The sequence below is a fragment of the Burkholderia sp. ZZQ-2 genome, from assembly GCF_050768715.1.
Classification (GTDB): Bacteria; Pseudomonadota; Gammaproteobacteria; order Burkholderiales; family Burkholderiaceae; genus Burkholderia; species Burkholderia cepacia.
This window is the reverse complement of record NZ_LDVA01000213.1, coordinates 1-222: the sequence shown is the minus strand read 5'-3', so window position 1 is coordinate 222 and position 222 is coordinate 1. Positions and strand designations below refer to the sequence as shown.

Below are 222 nucleotides of genomic sequence, written 5' to 3'. Positions count from 1 at the left end.
TCGTCGTTCGACGCGGTCGTCTCGTCGGCCGCGTCGTGCACGAGCGGCTCGGCGTCGGCCATGGCGACCCCGTGCCCTGCCCAGCGGAGCATCTCGACGTCGTTGAGCGCGTCACCGAACGCCACGACGTCGGCGCGGTCGATGCCGAGGTGCTCGCAGAGGCGGGCGAGACCCGTGGCCTTGGTGACGCCTTCGGCCATGACCTCGACGAACGGCGCACCC

At 72.1% G+C, this 222-nt stretch carries 1 protein-coding gene; it reads right to left on the bottom strand.

All coding sequences use genetic code 11. The features are described 5' to 3' along the window. Window positions 1-222, bottom strand: a 222-nt coding sequence (locus tag ABY44_RS14755) for an HAD-IIB family hydrolase (RefSeq protein WP_431641360.1), incomplete at both ends; no start/stop codon positions are given.